Annotated in this window: 16 protein-coding genes; 5 read left to right on the top strand and 11 right to left on the bottom strand. The window is 46.5% G+C overall.

Annotation, left to right across the window (positions count from 1 at the left end; translation table 11 throughout):
* Positions 1 to 28 precede the first annotated feature (28 nt).
* Complete coding sequence (locus HGO41_RS03135; RefSeq protein ID WP_250980753.1) at positions 29 to 1,024, top strand: right-handed parallel beta-helix repeat-containing protein; 996 nt, start codon at positions 29 to 31, stop codon at positions 1,022 to 1,024.
* Complete coding sequence (locus tag HGO41_RS03130) at positions 990 to 1,718, top strand: CatB-related O-acetyltransferase (RefSeq protein WP_228388949.1); 729 nt, start codon at positions 990 to 992, stop codon at positions 1,716 to 1,718. Before HGO41_RS03135 ends, HGO41_RS03130 begins: the two co-directional genes overlap by 35 nt.
* 60 nt (positions 1,719 to 1,778) lie before the next feature.
* Here the strand turns inward: HGO41_RS03130 and HGO41_RS03125 are convergent, their stop codons facing one another.
* The 8 genes from HGO41_RS03125 to rhtA all read right to left on the bottom strand — a co-directional run bounded on the left by HGO41_RS03125 (position 1,779) and on the right by rhtA (position 11,429).
* Positions 1,779 to 5,321, bottom strand: coding sequence for a hypothetical protein (locus HGO41_RS03125; protein ID WP_187514355.1), 3,543 nt, complete (start codon positions 5,319 to 5,321; stop codon positions 1,779 to 1,781).
* Between the two features lie 83 nt (positions 5,322 to 5,404).
* The gene (locus tag HGO41_RS03120) at positions 5,405 to 6,070 is read right to left on the bottom strand and encodes an ABC transporter ATP-binding protein (protein ID WP_126124708.1); all 666 of its coding nucleotides are present in this window, start codon (positions 6,068 to 6,070) and stop codon (positions 5,405 to 5,407) included.
* Positions 6,067 to 6,843 carry an ABC transporter permease gene (locus HGO41_RS03115; protein WP_013574695.1) on the bottom strand — a complete coding sequence of 259 codons (777 nt, stop codon included), beginning with the start codon at positions 6,841 to 6,843 and terminating at the stop codon, positions 6,067 to 6,069. Before HGO41_RS03115 ends, HGO41_RS03120 begins: the two co-directional genes overlap by 4 nt.
* A 621-nt stretch (positions 6,844 to 7,464) precedes the next feature.
* Positions 7,465 to 7,968, bottom strand: coding sequence for a DNA starvation/stationary phase protection protein Dps (gene dps, locus HGO41_RS03110; RefSeq protein WP_015689551.1), 504 nt, complete (start codon positions 7,966 to 7,968; stop codon positions 7,465 to 7,467).
* A 414-nt stretch (positions 7,969 to 8,382) separates the two neighbouring features.
* Positions 8,383 to 9,060, bottom strand: coding sequence for an anti-sigma factor (locus HGO41_RS03105; protein WP_013574697.1), 678 nt, complete (start codon positions 9,058 to 9,060; stop codon positions 8,383 to 8,385).
* Positions 9,057 to 9,638 carry a sigma-70 family RNA polymerase sigma factor gene (locus HGO41_RS03100; protein WP_013574698.1) on the bottom strand — a complete coding sequence of 194 codons (582 nt, stop codon included), beginning with the start codon at positions 9,636 to 9,638 and terminating at the stop codon, positions 9,057 to 9,059. Before HGO41_RS03100 ends, HGO41_RS03105 begins: the two co-directional genes overlap by 4 nt.
* Positions 9,639 to 9,703: 65 nt before the next feature.
* On the bottom strand, positions 9,704 to 10,267 hold the full coding sequence (locus HGO41_RS03095; protein ID WP_217244203.1) for a fasciclin domain-containing protein: 564 nt from the start codon (positions 10,265 to 10,267) through the stop codon (positions 9,704 to 9,706).
* A 175-nt stretch (positions 10,268 to 10,442) separates the two neighbouring features.
* Positions 10,443 to 11,429, bottom strand: a complete 987-nt coding sequence (rhtA, locus tag HGO41_RS03090; protein ID WP_013574701.1) for a threonine/homoserine exporter RhtA — start codon at positions 11,427 to 11,429, stop codon at positions 10,443 to 10,445.
* Between the two features lie 399 nt (positions 11,430 to 11,828).
* Between rhtA and ompX the strand changes: the two genes are divergently transcribed.
* The gene (ompX, locus tag HGO41_RS03085; protein ID WP_013574702.1) at positions 11,829 to 12,362 is read left to right on the top strand and encodes an outer membrane protein OmpX; all 534 of its coding nucleotides are present in this window, start codon (positions 11,829 to 11,831) and stop codon (positions 12,360 to 12,362) included.
* A gap of 81 nt (positions 12,363 to 12,443) precedes the next feature.
* Here ompX and HGO41_RS03080 read toward each other — a convergent pair whose 3' ends face one another.
* From HGO41_RS03080 to HGO41_RS03070, 3 genes are read right to left on the bottom strand one after another with little or no spacing between them, the layout of a single operon-like run.
* Positions 12,444 to 13,208 carry a molybdopterin-dependent oxidoreductase gene (locus HGO41_RS03080; RefSeq protein ID WP_217244202.1) on the bottom strand — a complete coding sequence of 255 codons (765 nt, stop codon included), beginning with the start codon at positions 13,206 to 13,208 and terminating at the stop codon, positions 12,444 to 12,446.
* Positions 13,201 to 13,842, bottom strand: coding sequence for a cytochrome b/b6 domain-containing protein (locus tag HGO41_RS03075; protein WP_250980752.1), 642 nt, complete (start codon positions 13,840 to 13,842; stop codon positions 13,201 to 13,203). Before HGO41_RS03075 ends, HGO41_RS03080 begins: the two co-directional genes overlap by 8 nt.
* A gap of 26 nt (positions 13,843 to 13,868) precedes the next feature.
* Positions 13,869 to 14,492 (bottom strand): hypothetical protein, encoded by a 624-nt coding sequence (locus HGO41_RS03070; RefSeq protein WP_119261413.1) that lies wholly within the window; start codon positions 14,490 to 14,492, stop codon positions 13,869 to 13,871.
* A 213-nt stretch (positions 14,493 to 14,705) separates the two neighbouring features.
* Here HGO41_RS03070 and HGO41_RS03065 point away from each other — a divergent pair, with 213 nt between their 5' ends.
* Both HGO41_RS03065 and HGO41_RS03060 read left to right on the top strand, forming a co-directional pair.
* Complete coding sequence (locus tag HGO41_RS03065) at positions 14,706 to 15,380, top strand: heavy metal response regulator transcription factor (protein WP_013574706.1); 675 nt, start codon at positions 14,706 to 14,708, stop codon at positions 15,378 to 15,380.
* Positions 15,373 to 16,809: a heavy metal sensor histidine kinase gene (locus tag HGO41_RS03060; protein WP_250980751.1), complete on the top strand. Its 1,437-nt coding sequence runs from the start codon at positions 15,373 to 15,375 to the stop codon at positions 16,807 to 16,809. Before HGO41_RS03065 ends, HGO41_RS03060 begins: the two co-directional genes overlap by 8 nt.
* Positions 16,810 to 16,902: the final 93 nt, after the last annotated feature.

Genomic DNA, 16,902 nt, shown 5'->3' with positions numbered 1-16,902 from the left:
TCAAAAACAGGCAGAGGAATATGCACAGATGCAAAAACGTTTATCAGTTCCACCCTGTGCATATTTCTCATTAGCTGTTCTTCTGCCTTTATTTCTTTCTGCCTGTGCTGGTGCAGTTCCTTCGATGCATTCTCATGAGTGCGAATTGCCTGAGGTGCGCGGCAACACCACGCTGTCCCCTCACTGCGTTTATAAAGAAGCGGTCATCATCACCAGCAGCAACACCACGTTAGATTGCCGGGGAGCGGTGCTGGAGGGGGACAATGAACGCCCTTTTGGCATAATGATCAACAGCAAGGGTAAGCCATTATCCGATGTCACCGTCCGTAACTGCAAAGTGCGACACTTCACCCGCAGCGGGATCCGTATCACTTCTGACATCGCAGCCAATAAACTCAGCCCGAATCACGAAGAGAACTACCGCCGGACACCCACGCGGATCACCCTTGAGAATGTTGAAGTGACCGGCAGCGGACGCGTAGGAATTTACTTTGACGATTACGTCACCCACTCAACGCTAAGCCACTCGATTGTCCGCGACTCGTATATGTCCGGTATCTATCTGGAACATTCCTCGCGTAATAATAAAGTCGTGGATAACCAGATCATCGACAACGGCCATGAGCGTTTCGGCAAGGGGAAGCGTGAAGGATTAGCCGTCGATTCGTCAGCTTACAACCTGATTGAAGGCAACCGTTTTGAATCCAACGGGGCAGGGGGGGTGTTTCTGTATAAGAACTGCGGCGAGCATTTCAGCACAGGAAAATCTGTGATCCGCTGGCAGCACAGCGACTACAACGTTATTCGCAACAATACCTTTGTGAATGAACCCGTAGGCATCTGGCTGGCATCCCGGCAGAACCGGGACTTATCAGGATTTGATTGCGGGGATAAACCGAGGGAAGGAAGCCTTAAGTTTTATCCTGATTATGCCGATAATAATGTTGTAGAAGGTAATCATTTCTTTGGGGGAAAGGTTATGGTAAGGAATGATGGCCAAGGCAATAAACTCAATAAATTATAAGTATCAGATTTTTTCGGTGTTGGAGCCAATGATGAGTTCAAATTTCTCTTGCGAAATGACAAGTTTTACAAATATCACTTACGAAGACCCATGCAGAATACACTCATCATGCAAAATCATGGGGCAATTTAATATCGGCGCCTACAGTTATTTGGGCGAAAATTGCCTAGTCGGTGGGGCTATTATCGGTCGCTATTGTTCGATAGCTCCTGGTGTCAAGATAGGCTTGGGAGAGCATGAGCCTAATCATATTTCAATGCACCCTATTTTTTTCGGTTCGAAACACAGTTTTAATATACCAGACAGAATTGGCACTCAAAGAGATCTTACATTGAAAAAACATCAAATTCCTAAAATAGGGCATGATGTTTGGATTGGTGCCAATGTAGTTATATGTAGAGGGGTAGAGATCGGTAATGGGGCAGTAATTGCTGCAGGTTCTATTGTGAGAGAAAACGTCGAGTCATATTCTATTGTTGGTGGTGTTCCAGCCAAATTCATTAAATTGAGATTTAGTAAGGATATCATCAGTGAGTTAATGGAACTGAATTGGTGGGATTATGAATTAGAAAACTTTGTTGGTATAGATACTTCTAATGTTGAAGGTTTTATTGAGATATTCAAACAAAAGAAAAAGTCAAAAGCAAAGTATAATGTATATATTAGAAACTCCGAAAAAGAAATATTAAAATAATATAGAAGATAGAGTGTAATAACGAGTGCCAATAGTTTGGCACTCGTTATTAGTAGGAAGTTATCTCACCACAACTCTCAACAAACCAGTAGAAAAACGTCCTAGCAAGGTGTTTTTCTTGAACAAATATTTAAATCTTTTGATGCTTGGTTTTTTGGAGTCATCGAAGAAAATATAAGGATCCTTTCTTAATTTTTCGCGTTTACGCTGTTTTGGGGTTTTTCCGATGTATGCAGGATTTTTGTTCTTGATGTTAACAACATTACCATTGTTTGTTTTAGTATCCGAAATAATACTATCAACCGACTTTAAGTCTTTCTCAAATGATGAATAATAAGCCTGAGCTCCTTTTTTCCATTTTGATGCAGCCAGAAGTTGTTGCAATGCTTCAGGTTTAATACTGTTATCTGCATTAAAATGATATTTTTCTGGGGAAGCAACTAAACATACTGAACCTCCGCCGAATACATTTTCAACCTCATGACCGGAAAACATCTTTGCATCAATACCATTAGGGTTATTGGCAAACGAGAGTATGATTCGGCTAGATAAAATTGGTGAGAACTCAATATTATCTAAATAAGATGAAAATCTTGTTTTCAAATCCTTAGTGAAATCTACTACACCATTATGTGTTTTTATCAAAGCAGATTTTCGAATTATTTCTTCTTCAGCTTCTAAAAAGACTGCTTTTCGTTCAGTTCCAGTATTTATGAATTTTGTTAGACTTCCCTCGGGGGCGCTAAGTGCTGCTTCAAATATAAATACGTGGTCATTAAGCCCGTGATGATAAGGAATACGATGATCATCTAGGTTTTGTAAATATCCTTCAAAGTGCTCATTCAGGAAATGGTCGCGACTGTGATGATGGGTTAAGAAATAGAATCCATGAAGAGAGTCAATCTGCAGGATTTTTTTAAGGTAATATTGCATTGATCCGCTATAACCAATGTCGACGACTGCAGTTTTATTGTTTTTAGAATGAGTGATAAAATCAATGTCGTTTAAATAATCCAGATAGCTGGTACGCTCTAATTCTGCATTAGCGATAATCAAATCTGAAATTGACTCTAGAAATTGGAGTAATTTTCCATGATCAAAATAAGGTGAGACAATGCTGTCTTTTTTGAAATCATACTTTGAGAATTTTTCGTCGTTAATATCATCAGCATTGATGCCAAAACGGGATTCCAGGAATTCAGTTATGGACCTGGCATTAAAGTTTTGAGAAGCGACTTCCATTATATCATCAAGGTTTCTTATTGATGACACCATAGCTGCGCGTCTTGAGCTATAAAGATAGGAGCTTTTTGGTGAAGTAGGATTATCAGCATATAGTTCATCATATACTTGTTTTAACACCCATCCATCTCTGGATAAGAAAAACAATTCATCAATGCCGAGTCTTTTTGCTCGGCGATGCAACCATTGAACAAACCCGACTACGAGTGGACCAATAGCAATATATCCATAATTGTATTCTTCACCTCTAAATATTGAGGATTTATTTATTTTATACCAATGGCCGGCATTGTATTTGTTAGCAAATAAGCCGTTTAAAACTGAGCTTGATATACCTGAAGACTTCAAACTAGCGGCCATAACCTCTGCGATTTTAGACTGCTTGTAATTATCCATAGCTTTCTGGAAAACATAACTTTTTAAGCCATGTTTTTTTGCCATGAGGCCATCGGCTTGCGAGTTGTCACCAATATGTAGAGCTTGGTCTGCAGGAATATTATATGTTTTTTGTAGGAATTCTAAATATTCAGGATAAATTGTACCATTGTGTTTTCTGGTTTTAGTTTCAGCGGAAACGAGAAGTTTATCATACTGCTGAAGGCCAACATTATTTAGAATTCTTTTAATAGAGGTACGATCTAAATAGATATCTGTAATAATGGATGTTGGATTACAAAGTAATCTAGAAAAATGAAATTCTCTGACCATCGATTTTTTTGGATGCACAAGATCGACTTCGGCATCAATTTCGATGTTTTTAATGTTTTCTAGAGTGGTTTTGTCAAGAGGATAATATTTCTCAAAGCGCTCATATATCTGATCTAGTGTAATCTCAAATTCCCCTCGAGATTCTCTCCTAAGATCAAGTTCGGCTTGTCGTCTGATAGTATGGAACTGGAAGTTCTTATTATTTATTAGTTTTCTGACTTTGGGTTCAATAAATAAAAACAATTCATGTGGTTCAACAAAATCACGTTCTACTAATGTATCAAAAAGATCGAATGATGTTGCTTGGCTTGATGCCATTGCAACACGCAGATGGTCAACTTCAGGTGTTATATTTTCATCTTTAAAGTTTTTCGCAAGGAGCCATTCACGATTGCCTTGGCTAATCATTTCAAAAACTTGGTCAGTGGTTTTTTGTTCAGAAAAGAATTCAAAACCAAGCCCATTTTCAATGAAGTGATTATATAGCGATTCGATTTTTCTAAAATAAGCCTCCCCATTGAAAATATCGAACTTATGAGAGAGATGTACGCGAGATAAGAGGAAATATAAGATGTTATCAGAGTCAATTTTTTCTGATTTTAAAACGGAATCGTTGAAGTCTTTAAAATTATCATGTACTGAGAATAATGATAGCTGAGATTTCCCTAATGAATAATAGGGAATATTCCATAAGGCTGCCTGATAGCCTATAGAAGATGATACGGATAATGCGCCATCAACATATGGGAGGAGAAATTGCGTGACTGTTGGGATTTTTTTATCGTTTTTAAAATAGATGAAATTGTCAAATTTTTCTTCGAGTTCAGAAATTTGCTTGCTACTAAGCTGATTTTTGTAGCCATGTTCAGTAACAATTACACCAATCTGTGATGGTGTATTAGTTAAAACATCAGAAACCATTTCAAATTGGGTTTTATACTCAGTACAACCATTATAGGAAAAATAGTTATCTACTTGACATGCTAAAACAACTAAACTTGAAAATCTTTCATATAGAATTGAAGTGTAGTTTTTTAAAGGATGATATTTTGCTAAAGCTCTTATAGAATTTTTTCTTAATAAAGTAATGAGATCTTTTTGGGTTTGTGTAATTACACTAGCTTTGATTTCACTTGAATAAGTATTTTGATATGAATACTCATATAAACCAAATGGATCCAAGATGCCCAAGGCAGGGAATGGTGCTCTAGAAAAAAGACCAAACATTGAATTAAGATGCAAAGAATGAGGGTATAAGTCTTTTAAAAATGGAGTTGGTGATTCATAGCTTATCGTAACTTCAGGAATGAACTCAATGCCAATCTTATCTTTCAATAGGTCTAAAATATAACAAGTATCTTTTTCATTTCCTTTGTTATGGTAGAACTCAATACTAAGTTCATTATTAGTAGTTACAATTTTATTGAGTTCATCATCTGATATAATAATAGTAGTAACTTGGCTGAAATCTAAGTTGTTTCTAATTGCTTCGTTAAATATCTTCTCAGAAACAACAATTTTTACTTCTAGATCAGGTTTGAACTCTTTTAATCCCTTGATTTCGGGTAAAATATGGGAACGAAGCGTTGCATAGCGAAATAATGGATCATTTAATTCGGTACGAGGTTCTAAATAGTAAAGAATGCTTTTCATAATGTTTTACCAATGCCTTTTTACTGATAATTTCTGTTAGTGTGCTGTGTTTTTAATTTCCGCAACATGCAATTATTAGTTAATTAAATCCCTTCATCTACTTTATACATTTCAATTGCTGCATCCACTGAATCAAAAAACTTAACTTTATTATCCCTTCCAATAAACAAAGCCACATCGCAAAACTCTTTCAGTGATCCGAGGCTATGTGAAACCATCAGAAAGCTGGCTTCCTCATGTCGTGCTTTGAATAAGTCTGCGCATTTTTGTTTAAATCTGGCATCGCCGACTGCGGTGACTTCATCGACAAGATAATAATCAAATTTAAATGCCATGCTCAGGCCAAAACCCAGACGGGATTTCATACCGGAAGAATAGGTTTTAATCGGCATATCAAAGTATTTTCCCAGTTCGGCAAACTCTTCAACAAAGGCGACTTTTTCACGTAACTGATCTGGTGTGGAATAGAGGCGGGCGACGAATTTTACATTTTCACGTCCGGTCAGGCTTCCCTGAAATCCGCCGGCCAGGCCAACCGGCCAGGAAATGGTTTTCTCCGTGTGAATTTTGCCGGAATCCGGGCGGTCAATGCCGCCGATGACGCGTAATAATGTTGATTTACCCGCGCCGTTGCGGCCAATCAACGCCACGCTTTTACCTGAAGGCAGCTCAACATTGAGATCTTTAAAAACGTAATGGCGGCCTTTCGGTGTGCGGTAGGATTTTGTCAGGTTTTCGATTTTTATCATGATGTCAGCATCGCCTCTTCACGATTCCGGTAGAGGGCCAGGCCGATAAACAATACAACCAGAGTACAGGCAGCCAGATAATTCAGGCTGACGCCTTCACTGATATAACCCGGTACGACTGATTCGCGGCAAAGCTCAACCACGTGGACGATAGGGTTCCACAGCAGGTAAGGCCAGTATTCCTTCGGTATGTTATGCAAAGAAAACATAATGCAGGAAATGAAATAGAGAGGCTTAATCAAAATAGGCAGGAACTTTTCGGTCTCCGGGAATGACTTTCCGACCACCATAAATATTAAGCCCATACCGCAGGAGAACAGCACTAAAAGTACCCAGACCAGAATCAGAGTAATAAGCTTTGTGACTTCAAACTCTTCGCCCAGCAGGCCGACAATGGCCATAAGTAACACGTACACGACCGCGTATATCAGCGCTTCCAGCATTGCTCTGGCGATGATGGTATCCACAGGGCGAACCGGGCGGTAATTAAACAAACCCTGGTTGGCTTCAATCGCGCCAATAGAACGGTTGGTAATATTGCTAAATACAAAGAAAGGGATAATGCCGTTGATCAGGAAAACCGGAAACGAAATATCCGGCATAGTGCGGTGCATCACGTAGCCAAAAATGGCCAGCATAATCAGCATATGCGCCATCGGCTCCAGCGCCGCCCACAGATACCCTAACCGGTACTTACCAAAACGGGTTTTGATTTCCCTTAAAAACAGCGCTTTCACCGCCGCTTTTTGTACTTCTAAGCCACTACGTGCCATCAGATTATTCCAGTTTTTTACATTTTCCACGCTACCGCCCCTGGCTTACAGCAGCCAATGCGCTCGGAATCGGGTCGGATTGTGGGAGGCGGCACATCTTTGATGCTGCCGCAGCAGGGGAGTCACTTTTCCGTAAGTTGCATTTAGGGGGTTAATGCGGTGTCACATCCCTGTAAATTATCTTTAATTTTATTAGGTTAGGTTGGCAGGCGTTTTTCACAAAAATGCAAAGGTTGCGAAAAAATATTTCAGCAAGTTTCAGGTGTGATCGAGGTTATGTAAAATTGCTTTGAGCTATTAATTTGTATTAAATCATTCACACCGCCTATTGGTTTAAGAATTCTCTTAGGATGAAAATAAACATTAAGTTTATCAGTGGGATAATGAAACCGGTTCCAGGGGGTGAAGTTGAGAATGTAGTTGAAAATGTAACTATTTATCAGCGGGATTATTAAATGTAGATGTAAAGTTACAGGGTAAGAGGGGTTTTAAGTGCAATTCGCCAGAAGAGGATACAGGTATTTGTTATCGAAAATGAAAAGGCCAGTGACTTTCGTCACCGGCCTTTTCTTGTTAATCGCTCATTTTACCGTCGCATGATCCCGCGGTCAGAGCACATTGTTACTCAATATTTGATTCGATGAACCACAGGAATTTATCCAGGTCGCGCGATGCAGCGGTGAAAATATCTGCGGTGTCTTCATCTTCCACTTCGCCGATAGCCTTACGGGTATCGTTCGCGACAACACCATAACGTTCCGCCAGGGCTTTCAGATGTTCCTGCACGGTATGGATGTTGGTCGGGTAACTTTTCAGCGGGGTTTTATCGTTAACAACCTGCACGGTACCCAGCGCCACACCACCTAACTGCACCACACGTTCTGCGATGGTGTCCTGATGGTCAATAATCGCGGTACGGAAACCATCAAGCATTTCGTGTACGGCAATAAAGTTTGCGCCACGCATGTTCCAGTGAGCTTGTTTGGTGATCAGCGACAGATCGATGTATTCAGTCACCAGACGGTTCAGCACCTTGATAGTATTGAGTTTGACGCTTTCATCTAAATCATTGCGTGTGTAGATAAGCTCAGAAGATTTCGTTTTGACCAGTTTAGCGGTACTCATATACATATCTCCTTGTTTCATTAAAATTAATTGCTACTAATGTATTTCGTAACTGCATTCAGTATAGCAATAAATTGAAAATTTGCAGGGCGTACATTCCTATCGTTCTGATAGCGTGTGTCTTATAAGCTCTGCTGTGATTTCACTTCCAGCTTATCATGCTGATTTATAAGGTGGATAGGATTCCTCCTGAACTTCCACTTCTATTAATCTGCTAAAATAAACTAAGACTGATAATTATTTTCATTACGTGGGGAAAGATATTTTTAAATGTAAGTGACAGTGTGCGGATATATTTTTACCGGGACTTTGTTCTGGTATGGAATATGACCAGTCGGCATAACAGTTTGCCGTATTTAATATTGAAATATAACGGCGGGATAATACCCGCCGTTAATCACTGTCTGCTGTCCTTTAAAGCGCCATCGCACCGCTATACAAAACGGCACCCGTCGGTTGCCCGGTCGGCGAACCGCCGTGAGGCTCGAGGCTTATTGCCAGCGTAAAACCTGCATCCGGCATTTTCGCTGCCAGCGCCAGTTGCGTCGGTTGTTGCGTATTCAGCAAGCCGAGGGAATGCGGCTTGCCTCCCGGCGGAATGGCCCACAGTTCAAGGCTGTGATCTGCGGCGATATTCTGCGCATTGATCGGCGTCAGCAACAGGCTGCGGGTGCTTCTGTCCGCGCTGACCACCCACTGTCCGCTTTGCGTACCGGCGCTGCTGGCCAGTATCGCCACCGGCATTGGCGCTTCTGGCTGAACCAGCAGGCGGGGGATCAGCAACAATGCGGCAAGCCCGGCGGCCAGCGCCCAGCCCATATAAGCCCGCACCGGTCGTGTCGCCGGAGCCGGAAGTCTGGCCGGTTGCAGCGCAAGGTTATGCTGAATGCGTTTCCACACCGATGCAGGTGGGATGACCGGGGTTATCTGATTATCCAGTTGCGTGAAAGCTTCCTGCCAGCGTGCCACTTCGGCCGCCAGTTCAGGGTCTTCCTGCATTTTTTGCTCAAACTGAATCCGGGCCGCGCCGCGCAAGGTGCCGAGCGCATATTCAGCCGCCAGGGCGGCATGATAATGGCTTCTGCTTTTCATAGTCCTACGCAGCTCTTTAAGTGATCCAGGGCGCGACGTATCCAGCTTTTGATCGTCCCCAGAGGTTGTTGAAGATGCGATGAGACCTCACCGTGCGACAGGCCCTGATAATAGGCAAGGATCAGGCTTTGTCTTTGTTCGGCGGGCAGATGTGCGAGGCAGGTGGCCAGAATTTTGGCGTCACTGTCCTGTTGCAGCCGTTGCAAGGGGTCATCATAGTCGCTGGCATCTCCGTCATGCATTGTCTCGTCCAGTTCATCTAACTGGTTATCGCTCCCGCGCATCCAGTCGATAGCGCGGTTGCGGACAATATGGGTAAGCCAGGTCATCGGGGAACTGAGCGCCGGATTATACGAGGCAGCCCGGTTCCACGCGGTGATATAGCTGTCGTGCAACACTTCTTCTGCCCAGGCATGTCGCCGCAACATGCGTAATGCGACGGCGAATAGCCGGGGGGACGTCAGACGATATAACTGCTCAAATGCCTGACGATCGCCAACGGCCATGGCGCTCATCAGTTCGCGCTGTACTTCCGGCGCATTCTCTGGTGTTGGCTTAACGAAAAAATTGTCATGCATTCGCGCGTCCTGACTTACTGAGGTGCTGTTTCATAAGAGAAATCATGCCCTCAGTATAGCCGGTATTATTTTGGCATCAGGACGGTATCAATGACGTCGATCACACCGTTCTTCTGCTGGACGTCATAAGTACTGATGTTGGCGATATTCCCCTTGCCATCTTTGAGCTGAATATTGTGAGGTCCGTTGTTCAGGATCCACAGTGGCTGGCCGTTAACGGTTTTCAGTTCCGCCGTGCCGTTGCCTTTTTTCAGCAGTTTTTCCAAATCTTTCATTTCATATTTACCGGCCACCACGTGATACGTGAGGATGCTGGTCAGGGTGGCTTTGTTTTCTGGTTTCACCAGATTATCCACGGTACCCGCCGGTAATTTGGCAAACGCGGCGTTGGTTGGCGCAAACACGGTGAACGGGCCTTTGCCCTGCAGCGTATCCACCAGTCCTGCTGCTTTTACCGCCGCCACCAGCGTGGTGTGGTCTTTCGAATTCAGGGCATTTTCTACGATATTTTTGGACGGATACATTTCAGCGCCACCGACCATGGTGATGCTTTGGGACATCATTGCAGCCATTGACGCGGTGCTGAGCAGCAGAGAAGCACAGATTGCGGTACGGAGTAATGTTTTCATGATGGTGTCCTTCGTCAGTTAGGAGGTGAGGTCTTGCCTCACCTCTATACATACGAATGACCCCCTGCTTTTGGATGCAGGAAAAATGAAATAAATGAAAATAATTTTCAACCTGCTGATAGAAAAGAAAAAGCCACATCGGGATGACGTGGCTTTTTTATACGATGCGGTGCAATTACTTCCCGGAAGGGGTATTTCCGGCAATATCGACCGTCTCGATTTTGGTTTTGCGCTGCAGGGTAAGTGTTGAACCGGCGGAAGCCGCGATAATCGCCGCCAGCCCGATCCACTGCGTCGCGGTCAGGAATTCACCGAGGAAGATAATGCCGGAAAGCGCGGCCATCGCCGGTTCCATGCTCATCAGCGTACCGAAGGTTTTGGCTGGCAGTTTGGTCAGCGCCATCATTTCCAGTGAATAAGGAATGGCGGAAGTGAGCAGGGCGATCAGCAAGCCGAGCGGTAAAATATCCCAACTGAAAATAGAGGTGTGTGCCTGGATTGCGCCAATCGGGAAGAAGATTAACGCTGCAATCAGTGACCCCATCGCGGCGGTGCCCGGTCCGTAACTGCTGCCAGCACGTTGTCCGGCGAGGATATAAACCGCCCAGCAGCCACCGGCGATCAGCGCAAAGCACGCACCTTTGAGGTCAACACCGCCGGCACTTTGTCCCAGGGGTAACAGGAACAGTAACCCGATTACGGCCAGCACGACCCAGATGAAATCCACCGGACGGCGTGAGGAGAACATCGCGACCGCCAGCGGGCCGGTAAATTCCAGTGCAACGGCAATGCCCAGCGGCACGGTACGCAGGGCCAGATAAAACGAATAGTTCATGCAGCCCAGCGCCAGGCCATACATCATCAGTGCACGCAAATTACCGCCGCGCATTTTCAGGCGCCACGGACGAAAATAGAGCAGCAACAGAATAGAGCCGATACCAAGACGCAGAGCCGTGACACCCTGCGGGCCGACCACCGGGAAAAGCGTTTTTGCCAGCGACGCGCCGCCTTGTAATGACAACATGGCGATCAGTAACAACAGAATCGCCACCAGCGGTGAGGTTTTTTTCGGTAACGCAGGGACGGGCGGGCTGTTGTTATGCGTCGCTGCCTGCAGAGCGATCTGCGGATCCTGCGGCTGATTTTGTCCTGACTGTGTCATCCATTGCGCCTTTTGAGGTGATCCCATGAATCCGGAAACTTCAGATTTATAGTTTTGAAAAGAAAGGTAAAGCGCTGTCAGTGTAGAGGGAAAAGTGGCGAGAAAAAATCCTCACGAAAAAGTTTTTTTCGGAACGTGTTTGTTAAAAAACTTCCTAAAATAGTTTGTTTTTTGAGCAAATTTTTAGGAATTATCTGCTAATCTCAAAAAGTTCAATAAGTTTACCTTATAGTTTGTGTGACTAAAATCCCAATAAAATTAAATGGATAGCGTGTGCTGGAAACTTCCTGTTACACCATATGATGCTTTGGACATCTTAATTGAGGCAGAGTTTCACACTAGTTTTTGTTATATTTTCAAACGTGAAGGTTACTTTGGTTTCTCTTTTTGAGGTGGTTTATGAAAAAAATTGCATGTCTTTCCGCATTAGCTTGCGTAGTTGCACTGGGCGTTTCTTCAAGCGCTTTCGCTGACACCAGCACCGTAACTGCTGGCTACGCTCAGGGTGACGCACAAGGCGTTGCTAACAAAGCAAACGGCTTCAACTTAAAATACCGCTGGGAACAAGATAGCAACCCACTGGGCGCTATCGGTTCTTTCACTTACATCGAAGATGACAGCTCTCCTGCATCTGGCGACTACCGTAAAGCACAATACTACGGTCTGACTGCGGGTCCTGCTTACCGTCTGGCTGACTGGGTTTCCATCTACGGTGTTGTGGGTGTTGGCTACGGCAAATTCCAGTACAACGAAGCGGCAGCATCTACTGCTAACCGTGAAAAAAATGACACCAGCGATTACGGTTTCTCTTACGGTGCTGGTCTGCAGTTCAACCCAATCCAGAACGTTGCTCTGGACGTGTCTTACGAACAGTCCCGCATCCGCAGTGTTGATGTTGGTACCTGGATCGCAGGCGTGGGTTACAGCTTCTAATTCTTCGCCGCAGCGTAACGCTTTGCCGTTACCCTCCCGCGAAAACAAAAACCGCTCAGCTGAGCGGTTTTTTTATGCCTGTCAGATCCCGCTGAACCAGTTATAACCCTGATCTTCCCAGTAGCCGCCGGGATATTCATTGGTGACGAAAATCGCGCCAATATGTTTGGCGTTTTTAAAGCCGAGTTTGGTTGGCATCCGCAGGCGTAACGGGTAACCAAAATCGGGGGGTAAGGGTTTGCCGCCAAAATCCAGAGCCAGAATGGTTTGCGGATGCAGTGCCGTCGCCATATCAATACTGGAATAATAGCGGTCGTCACATTTGAATCCGACATATTTGGCTGTCAGATCCGCGCCGACATGTTGCAGAAACGTTTTCAGCGGTACGCCTTTCCACTGGCCGATGGCGCTCCAGCCCTCAATGCAAATCAGCCGGGTGATCTGGCTTTCCTGCGGCAGGTGCTGCAATTGTTCCAGTGTCCACGGCGCTTTCTTTTGCACCAAACCGGAGACTTCCAGCCGGTAATTGGGGATGTCGATTTCCGGCACGTTGTATTCGGGGTAATACGCGTTGAAACGAAACGGCGTGGTGATTTGATCGGCGCGATAGGTTTGCGCCAGTTTCTGGCCGCTGAACAGCCAGCTTTGTACCCGGTCGTTCCAGCGGGACATCGCCCACAGCACTTTATCGACCTGATCGCCGTCCTGCAGATTACAGCCGGTAAGCATCGAAACCGCGCCCAGCGTAAGGCCAGAGCGCAATAACATACGGCGTTGAATATTAACCAGTTGCTTGCGCTGATCGGGTTCAAGAATAATTTTTGGCCGCTGTGTTTTATCACTCATCGGCTCGGTCCTCCGTGCTAATTTTTTTGCCGCCGGTCAGCATCGCCACGAAGGTTTTCGGCACCAGCAGAACCATCAGTACGTGAATAATGACGAACAGCAGTACGCCGCTCATCGCAAAGAAATGCACATAACGGGCGATATCAAAACCGCCAAACAACCAGACCAGACCGCTGAACTGCGCGGGTTTCCAGATCGACAAACCCGACAGCACCAGCAGCGCGCCCAGCAACAGAACACCGCTGTACATCAGTTTTTGCACCGCGTTGTACTGACCCAGTTTGTGCGGGAGTTTGAATGTCAGTGCGCGAACGGTATCGCGCCAGACCGTACGGGGCGAAAAGGGGAAAAAGTCGCGTCTGAAATGACCGCTAAAAATGCCCCACAGCAGATAGAACAGGGCATTGCCCGCCAGCAGCCACATTACCGCCAGATGCCAGGCAATATTGCCACCCAGCCAGCCGCCGAGGGTGGTGTTCTGCGGGAAAGTGAAAGCGAAAAGCGGGTCGGCGTTATAAATCCCCCAGCCGCTCATCACCATGCCGATCATTGCCAGCAGATTGATCCAATGACAAATGCGAACCGGCCAGGAATGAATCCGGCGCTTCCGGGGTGATGAGAGCTGAGGTTTCACGCTTAATCTCCTGTTGTTCGGCCGGATTACATCGGTGGCGCGATGCCGTCTTTACCGGCAGCAATACCACGGGCAACCAGCGCACCTTTGTCATCTTTCATGGCAAATAATACGATTTTAGTGCCCGGTTTCAGCAGGCTGCGGTCGCCCGGCGCCAGCAGAACAACCGGTACATCGTCAGGCACAATGACAGTTTTCTCTGCATCATGATATTTCACGGTCAGGGTGCGGCCATTGCTGTTCACCAGCTTGCCGACAGTGCCGTTGGTCATGGTATTGATTTTGCCATCGGCGGATTCAAACGGGTTGAAGCCTTCACCGCTGCCGCGCAGGCTGGGTGCGAATACGTGCACTTCTAGTGCTTTCAGCGTGCCATTAGCCTGCGGAACGGCGGCCGTCCCGATGAAGCTGTCCGCTTTGATATCGCTGATCTGCCCTTTGGTGACGGCATTGATCTTGGTCTGGTCGGTCAGCTTAACGTCGAGTTTTTCGCCCTGACGTGTGGTGATTTGTACCGATGAGTCATTAACTGAATCAATGGTTCCGCGTGTAGGTTTAATCACATTATCGGCGGCAAATACCGATGTCATCCCGCTGCACATCAGCAGGGAACCCAGTAACAGACCAGCGAGACGTGTTGGTGCATTCATGATTAATTCTCCATTTTCCAGTGTTTTTTCATTCTGTTAGATGAATCACTGAACCTGCCAGTGATGAATAACTTTCTTAAGAGTGGACGATAAACCGGTATTGGCTGATGACAAATTGATGACAAAATTGTCATCAAAGGTGTCTGACGAAACTGATAAACTTTCGGATGAATCATTCTTTAGGTGAATGGTCATGCGGCGCTGAGGGCCTGAATGCGAATACTGGTGATTGAAGACGATGTCAGTACAGGCGATTACCTGAAAAAAGGGCTGACAGAAGCAGGTTACAGCGTAGATCTGGCGCGCAACGGTGCCGACGGCCTGTTTCTGGCGCTGGAAGAGGGGTACGACGCGGTGATCCTCGACGTCATGCTGCCGGGGCTGAACGGCTGGCAGGTGATGGAAGTCCTGCGCAAAAAGAGCGACGTGCCGGTGCTGTTTCTCACCGCCCGCGATGAAGTACAGGATCGCATTCACGGGCTGGAGCTGGGGGCTGACGACTATCTCATCAAACCGTTCTCCTTCACCGAACTGGTGTTGCGTATCCGCACCTTGCTGCGCCGCCCGGCCGCCCGTGAGCCGGATGCGTATTCGGTGGCGGATCTGAATCTTGATGTGCTGCGCCGCCGCGTGACCCGTCAGGATCAGACCATCGCACTGACCAATAAGGAATTCATGTTGCTGCAGTTGCTGATGCGCCGTGAGGGTGAGGTTCTGTCGCGAACCATGATCGCCTCGCAGGTCTGGGATATGAATTTCGACAGCGATACCAATGTAGTGGATGTCGCCATTAAGCGTCTGCGTGCCAAGGTTGACCGCAGCTTTGAGGTGAAACTGATCCATACCGTGCGTGGCATTGGTTACGTGTGCGAAGTGCGACATGAGTGATCGTCAATTGACTCACCTCCCGACACGCGCCATGTCGCTGACGCTTCGCGCCACCTTACTTTTCGCGCTGATCGCCTCGATGGTGGTCAGTGCCGTCGGTTTCTATCTCTATTACTCGATGGATAAAGAACTGGTACGCCGCGCGGATTACCAGGTCAGCGGGCGTGTGCAGTATTTCCGTCATCTGCTTGCCAACGAATTCCCGCTGTCGCAACTCAGCCGTAATCCCGGCCTGTTTGAAAATATGCTTGGCAATGAGCGCGATATCCTGACGTTTCGTCTGTCCGGTGAGAAGCTATTGATCAACGTCAATCCGTCGCGGCTGGCATTGCCCCCGGTAGCGGCGGTGCCTGACGGCCAGCCGCTGACGCTGAATACGGTGCATCATCTCACCGCCGCCGATGGTACGCCGGTACGCTTTGCCCGTGCGGCGGTACAGATTCAGGACGGGCGGACAGTTGAAATCACCGGCGCGCATTTCATGACCGAGGAGTCGCGTCTGTTGCAGACTTTCCGCTGGGAAATTATTGGCGCGGTGTTATTCGCTTATTTGCTGATTGCCGCACTGGGTTATCTGGTGATCCGCCGCGGATTGCGGCCGCTGCGCAATATGGCGCATGAAGCGGCGCAGATCCATCCGGCCAGTCTGTCTACGCGTTTGTCTTCGGAAAATGCGCCGCAGGAATTGCAGCAATTAATTTATTCTTTCAATGACATGCTGGACCGGCTCGCCGAGGGGTATCAGCGGCTGACGCAATTTTCCGCCGATCTGGCGCATGAAATCCGCACCCCGGTGGGGGCACTGATGGGGCATTGTCAGGTGGCGTTATATCAGCCCCGGACGGTGGAAGAATACGAAACGCTGCTGGCGAACAATATAGAAGAGCTGGAACGCATTTCACGTATGGTGGAAAACATTCTGTTCCTGGCGCGTGCTTCCGATGCGCGCTCGGTTCTGACCATCACCAGTATTGATGTTTCATCTGAAATTACCCGTATCCAGGAATATTTCGAAGGGCTGGCCGAAGAGCGTGAAATGACGCTTCACGGGCAAGGTGAGGGAACCTTGCATGCGGATGCGATCCTTTTCCAGCGCGCGCTGAGTAATCTGGTCGCTAATGCGGTGCGTTATGGCCGCGAGGGAAGTGCCATCGTGCTGCGCGCCGAACCCCATGCAAAAGGCATGAATATCCGGGTGATCAGTCAGGGTGAGCCTGTTCCGCCGGAAAAACTCGGAAAACTTTTCGACCGCTTCTATCGCGCGGATGCTTCACGTAGCGAAGGTGGCAGTTCCAGCGGCCTTGGATTGTCGATTGTTCAGGCCATTATGGCCCTGCATCAGGGAAGTGTCAGCGTAACCAGTTCCGCACAGGGAGAAACGTGTTTTACCCTTTATTTTCCCGCATCCGACCGCAAGCTTTCTCAATAGTTTCTCAATGAAAGGGAAAAATTGCGTAAAAAAAGCCGGAATATTTCTTTTTCATGTAATTGAAATAAAAAGGATTCGTTAATTTTGTTACAT

This window comes from Rahnella sp. CG8 (genome assembly GCF_023701875.1).
Classification (GTDB): domain Bacteria; phylum Pseudomonadota; class Gammaproteobacteria; order Enterobacterales; family Enterobacteriaceae; genus Rahnella; species Rahnella aceris.
Note: the sequence above shows the minus strand (reverse complement) of the source record. Positions and strands in the feature narration are given on the sequence as shown.